Origin of the sequence: Longimicrobium sp. (assembly GCA_036377595.1) — a bacterium.
Taxonomy (GTDB): Bacteria; Gemmatimonadota; Gemmatimonadetes; order Longimicrobiales; family Longimicrobiaceae; genus Longimicrobium.
In genome coordinates, this window is record DASUYB010000152.1 from 1 (window position 1) to 5,719 (window position 5,719).

Below are 5,719 nucleotides of genomic sequence, written 5' to 3' on the forward strand. Positions count from 1 at the left end.
CGGCGTCTCATCTTGCGCTCCTCACATCTGGCCTCTTCCGCGGGAGGGCTGCACGACCCGGGCCCGGCCGCGGCGCGCACGCGCCGCGGGCGCCGGTCCCTTGATACCGCGCCGTCTCTCCCATGATCCTCGGATCCACCCCTTCCAGGCCACGCCGCGAAGCCCCGCGCGGGTCAGGCGCCCGCCCTCGGCGAGCACCGGCACCACGCCGCCGGCCATGGGGGCGTGGGTGGCGAACGGGTCCAGCCGAGTCGTCCCGGCGCGCGGCGATTGCCGTGGGCGCGTGCCGGCTCTACCTTCGGCTCGCCCTTCCCCGGCACGAGGAACCGCACCCGGAGCGCGCATTGAGGACGGTAGACGAGATCGTGATGCGCGCCACGCCCGAGCGCTGCTTCCGCTTCGGCGCGGACGTGGAGCGCTGGCCGGAGTGGCTGCCGCACTACCGCTGGGTGCGATTCCAGCGCAAGGACGGCTTCGGCGCCGGGCTGGTGGAGATGGCGGCGAAGCGGATGTTCGGCCCGCTGCCGTACCCCGTCTGGTGGGTGTCGGAGATGACAGTCGACGAGGCGCGCCCCGTCGTGCTCTACCGCCACGTGCAGGGGATCACCACGGGGATGGACGTGGAGTGGTCGTTCACCAGCCGCGGCGACGGGACCACGCTCGTGCGCATCGTGCACGACTGGGCCGACGGTCCGCGCTGGCCCCTCCCCCGCTTCCTGCGCCGCCTGATCGCCAGCGTGGTGATCGGCCCCGTCTTCATCTCCGCCGTCGCCTCGCGCACCCTGGCCGGCATCAAGCGCGCGGTCGAGGCGGCGGAGCGGTAGGGAGAAGTGCGGAAGCCGATTCGGCGCTGAGTGCTCCCCCGCCCCTGCGAAGCGGGGGAGGGGGTCGGGGGGAGGGGGCCGCCGGCGGCCGCGGACAGGCCTGATTTTCTCGCACTGACAGTCTCCTTGGGCATCGGGAGGTGCGAGACGGAAGCCGCACTCCGCCGGCACCGTTCGTCCCCGGCCGGAGACATCTGTCGCGCGCCGCGACATGCGTTCTCCGCGGCGTTTCGCCTCGTCGAGACACGATCTCTCGCGCCAAACGTGCCGACGCGCCGCAAACATCCGTGCCGCACCAAAACTTGCAGTGCGGTGTACCAAGACCGGGCTCTGAACCGATCCAGGGCGCGGGTGTGCCGACGGGCACCCCGCGCCGCACTGTCTTGTCCGACCGCGAGACCACCTGAATGAGCGACAGCAACGGCAGCGGCACGGCTCCCCGGCGGCGCGTGGTCGTCACCGGCATCGGCGCCATCACGCCCATCGGCCTGGGCGTGGAGGGGCTGTGGGAGGGGCTGCGCCGGCGCGAGAGCGCCGTGCAGAAGATCGACCGCTTCGACCCGTCGCCGTTCCGCAGCCAGATCGCGGCGCAGGTGAACGAGTTCGAGCCCGCCGATTTCATGGACCGCCAGCGGGTGAAGCGCACCGAGCGCTACGCCCAGTTCTCCATCGCCGCCGCGCGCCAGGCGCTCGACGACGCGGGGATCGACCCGTCGTCCGAGGACCCCGACCGCGTGGGCGTGCTGATGGGAAGCGCGCTGGGCGGCGTGGCCTACGGCGAGGGGCAGTTCACCAGCTACGTGCAGAACGGCGTCCGCGGCGTCGATCCGCTCCTCGCCCTGGCCGTATTCGGCGGCGCGGCCAGTTGCAACGTGGCCATCGAGTTCGGCTTCACCGGGCCCAACTCGACGAACGGGATGAGCTGCGCCTCGGGCGCCATCGCCGTGGGCGACGGGTGGCGCGCCATCCGCGACGGCGACGCCGATGTCGTCCTGGCCGGCGGGGTGGAGACGCCGCTGGCGCCACTCTGCTACGGCGCCTTCGCCATCATCCGCGCCATGTCGACGCGCAACGACGATCCCCGGCGCGCCAGCCGTCCGTTCGACCGCGAGCGCGACGGCTTCGTGATGGGCGAGGCGGCATGCATCCTCGTCCTCGAGGAGTACGAGCGGGCGAAGGCGCGCGGCGCCCGGATCTACGCCGAGGTGCTGGGCTACGGCACCAGCAACGACGCGCACCACATGACCGCGCCGCGGCCGGACGGCGCGCAGGCGGCGCGCGCGATGGCCACGGCGCTGCGGACGGGCGGCGTGGCCCCGGAGCAGGTGGACTACGTCAACGCGCACGGCTCGTCCACGCCGCTGAACGACAGCACCGAGAGCCGCATCATCCGCGCGGTGCTGGGCGAGCACGCCGACGAGGTGGTGGTGAGCGGGACCAAGGGGTACCACGCCCACTGCCTGGGGGCCACCGGCGCGGTGGAGGCGGCCATCACCGCGCTGGCCATCGCGCGCGGGTGGGTGCCGCCCACGCTGAACCTGGAGGAACCGGGCGAAGAGTGCGACCTGTGTTACGCCACGGGGCCGGGTGAGGCGCGAAACGTGCGGTACGCCGTCTCGAACTCGTTCGGCTTCGGAGGGATCAACGCCGCGCTGGCATTCGGCGCGGTGAACGGAGCCGCGCACGCGGGCGGCAACGGGAGCGGAGGCCGCCCGGCGGACTCGTCGGCAGGCTCCGTGTGAAGGTGCGCGCAAGCACGCGCACCACAACCGGTTGCGCTGCCTTGCCACCCCCACCGCGTCCACTTGGGGCGCATGGGGAAATTGACTTCCGCTCTTGACCGGGTTAGCTTTGCCGGCTATGGGGATTTCCGGGAGACATCCTAAGCCCACGCAGGAGCAGCGAGTCCTCGAACACCACCGAGGCTCGCTGCTCTTGTTCTTTCTGAAAGGCGAACCGACATGTTCTTGAGCTCACGGGCCCTCGACTCGTTCGACCAGTACCTGCACGACGTCGAGAAGTACCCGCTGATCGAAGACCCGGCCGAGGAGCGCGCGCTGGCCCATCGGGCGCGAAGCGGAGACAAGGAAGCGGCCGAACGGCTGGTCACCGCCAATCTCCGGTTCGTCATCAGCTATGTGAAGAAGTACCAGGGGCGCGGGCTGGGGCTGGCCGAGCTCGTGTGCATCGGCAACGAGGGGCTGCTCAAGGCGGTCAAGAAGTTCGACCCCGACAAGGGGGTGAAGTTCATCTCGTACGCCGTGTGGTGGATCCGCCAGACGGTGCTGCAGGCGCTGGCCGAGCAGACCCGCTCGGTGCGCATCCCGCTGAACCAGAACTCCAACCTGGTCCGCCTCTCGCGGGTCGACACGGCGCTCACCCAGACGCTGGGCCGCTCGCCCACCGACGAGGAGATCGCCGACGAGATGGGCGAGCCGGTGGACACCATCCGCGCGCTGCGCCGGGTGGCCGCCAGCGAGCTCTCGCTCGACGCGCCGCTGGACCGCGGCGACCGCGACAGCGCCAGCTTCGGCGAGCGCTTCGCCGGCAGCGAGGCGGTGGAGATCGAGGAGGAGGTCGAGAGCCAGGCGCGCCGCGAGTTCCTGGAGAAGATGTTCGAGAAGTACCTCACGGAGCGCGAGCGCAAGATCCTGTACCTGTACTACGGGCTGGACGAGGGCGAGGAGCGGACGCTGGAGGAGATCGGGTCGATGCTGGGCGTGACCCGCGAGCGCATCCGCCAGATCCGCAACCGCGCGTTCGAGAAGCTCCGCGAGAGCCCCGACGGCGCGGCGCTGGAAGGCTTCTGGGCGGTGTCGTAGCCGCTTCGACGCATACATCTCTACATTCGAAGGCGGGGGAGCTTCCGGGCTCCCCCGCTCTTTTGCTTGCGACGGGTGGCGGCTCCCCGGTCGGAGGGAACGCGACCCTCAGGCACAGCCGGCACCAGGTTCAGACGAACACCGCGATCCCGCCGCACATCAATCAGAACGTCGCGGCGTTGCACCAGCACTGGTCGTCGAAGCATCCCCCGTCGATGAATCCCTTGCTGATGCACCACCTCCGGCAGACATCCTCATCGCAAGCGCGCTGGACGCTCCCTTCCGGCTTCGGCGAAGCGATGGCCTGAGTCGTCCCGAAGCCAAGGCCTCCGGCCACGGCCAAGGCGAGGAGGATGGTGTGGAATCGTCGCTGCGTCATCGAACACCTCCTGAACTGATTTGAAATGTTCCGGCCACTCGATCGCGTTCCGGAAATGCCACCGCGCAAAAAATGCGCCTCGAAATTGTCCTTGCAACCATCCAACGCCCCTCTCTTGGGAATTGTCTACGGGACGAGGTGACGCATGGTTGCTGACGCGAGACAGAGGCACGGAGAGCCCATCGCAGTTCTCTGTACCTCTGTATCCTTCGTGCCCGAACGATATTTCCGGATTCGGTATCAGTATCAGATCAGTCCTGTATTGCGCCGGGGATCGGTTTTGCGTCCTTGTCCGCCGCGCCGCGCCCGCCGAGATTCCGCGCGGCAAGGAGATGGTTCGCGATCACGAGAGCGATGGAGACGATGCTGGAGACCGAGAGCAGGCCCGCGGCGGCGACGGTGCAGGCGGATACGTCTGACTTCGCGGAGCGCATCCGCGCGGACTTTCCCGTGTTCGAGCGGCGGATCGCGGGGAAGACGATCGCGTTCTTCGACGGCCCGGGCGGGAGCCAGGTGCCGCGCCAGGTGGCGGACGCCGTCTCCGGATACCTGACGCTGCACAACGCGAACGTGCACGGCCGCTTCGCGCTGAGCGCCGAGACCGACGCCATCCTGGCCGAGGCGCGGCAGGCGGCGGCCGACTTCGTGAACGGCGCGCCGGACGAGATCGTGTTCGGCGCCAACATGACCACGCTCACCTTCCACCTCGCCCGCTCGCTGGGCCGCGCGTGGGGGCCGGGCGACGAGGTGATCGTCACCGAGCTCGACCACCAGGCGAACGTGGCGCCCTGGCGCCGCATGGCCGCGGACACGGGGATGACCGTGCGCATCCTTCCGCTCGACCGCGAGCGGATGCAGCTGGACTACGCCGCGCTCGACTCGCTCCTCTCCGAGCGCACGCGACTGGTGGCCATCGGCGCGGCGTCGAACGCAGTGGGCACCATCAACGACGTGCGCCGCGTGGCTGACGCGGCGCACGCGGCCGGCGCGCTCGTGTTCGCCGACGCGGTGCACTACGCACCGCACGAGCTGGTGGACGTGGCCGAGCTGGGGTGCGACTTCCTGGCGTGCAGCAGCTACAAGTTCTTCGGGCCGCACGCGGGCATCCTGTGGGGCCGGCGCGAGCTGCTGGGCCGCTTCGAGCCGTACAAGGTGCCGCCCGCCACCGACGCCGTCCCCGAGCGCTGGGAGACGGGAACGCAGAACCACGAGGCCATCGCCGGCATCCGCGCGGCCATCGACTGGATCGCGTCCATCGCCGGCGAGGGCGCGGGCGGCCGCCGCGACGCGCTGCGCCGCGCGTACGAGCAGGTCGACGCGCACGAGCAGGCGCTCTTCGCCCTGCTGGAGGACGGGCTGCGGACCATCCCCGGCGTGCGCGTCCACGGCGTGGAGCGCGGCCAGCGGCGGACGCCCACCGCCGCCTTCACCGTCGACGGCTGCACGCCGGACGACGTGGCGCGGCGTCTCGGCGCCGAGGGCGTCTTCGTCTGGAACGGTGACTTCTACGCGACCACGGTGTGCGACGCGCTCGGCCTCTCCGACTGCGGCGGCCTGGTCCGCGCCGGCCTGGCGCCGTACACCAGCGAAGATGACGTGCGAAGGTTGATCCACGGCGTGGCGCGCATCGCGTCGGGGAGCTGACGGCGGCCCTCATCCCCCCGACCCCCTTCTCCCGAACTGCAGGAGAAGGG

5 protein-coding genes are annotated in these 5,719 nt (G+C 70.4%); 4 read left to right on the plus strand and 1 reads right to left on the minus strand.

The features are described 5' to 3' along the window. Positions 1 to 344 precede the first annotated feature (344 nt). The 3 genes from VF092_26690 (at position 345) to VF092_26700 (ending at position 3,646) form a co-directional block, all read left to right on the plus strand. Positions 345 to 824 carry an SRPBCC family protein gene (locus VF092_26690; protein HEX6750904.1) on the plus strand — a complete coding sequence of 160 codons (480 nt, stop codon included), beginning with the start codon at positions 345 to 347 and terminating at the stop codon, positions 822 to 824. A gap of 407 nt (positions 825 to 1,231) precedes the next feature. After that, a complete protein-coding gene (gene fabF, locus VF092_26695; protein ID HEX6750905.1) occupies positions 1,232 to 2,566 on the plus strand; it encodes a beta-ketoacyl-ACP synthase II in 1,335 nt (444 codons plus the stop codon). Positions 2,567 to 2,791: 225 nt separating this feature from the next. Then, on the plus strand, positions 2,792 to 3,646 hold the full coding sequence (locus tag VF092_26700) for an RNA polymerase sigma factor RpoD/SigA (protein ID HEX6750906.1): 855 nt from the start codon (positions 2,792 to 2,794) through the stop codon (positions 3,644 to 3,646). Positions 3,647 to 3,809: 163 nt separating this feature from the next. Here VF092_26700 and VF092_26705 read toward each other — a convergent pair whose 3' ends face one another. Then, complete coding sequence (locus VF092_26705) at positions 3,810 to 4,025, minus strand: hypothetical protein (GenBank protein HEX6750907.1); 216 nt, start codon at positions 4,023 to 4,025, stop codon at positions 3,810 to 3,812. Positions 4,026 to 4,379: 354 nt separating this feature from the next. Between VF092_26705 and VF092_26710 the strand changes: the two genes are divergently transcribed. Next, positions 4,380 to 5,669: a cysteine desulfurase-like protein gene (locus VF092_26710; GenBank protein HEX6750908.1), complete on the plus strand. Its 1,290-nt coding sequence runs from the start codon at positions 4,380 to 4,382 to the stop codon at positions 5,667 to 5,669. The last annotated feature ends 50 nt before the right edge of the window (positions 5,670 to 5,719 follow it).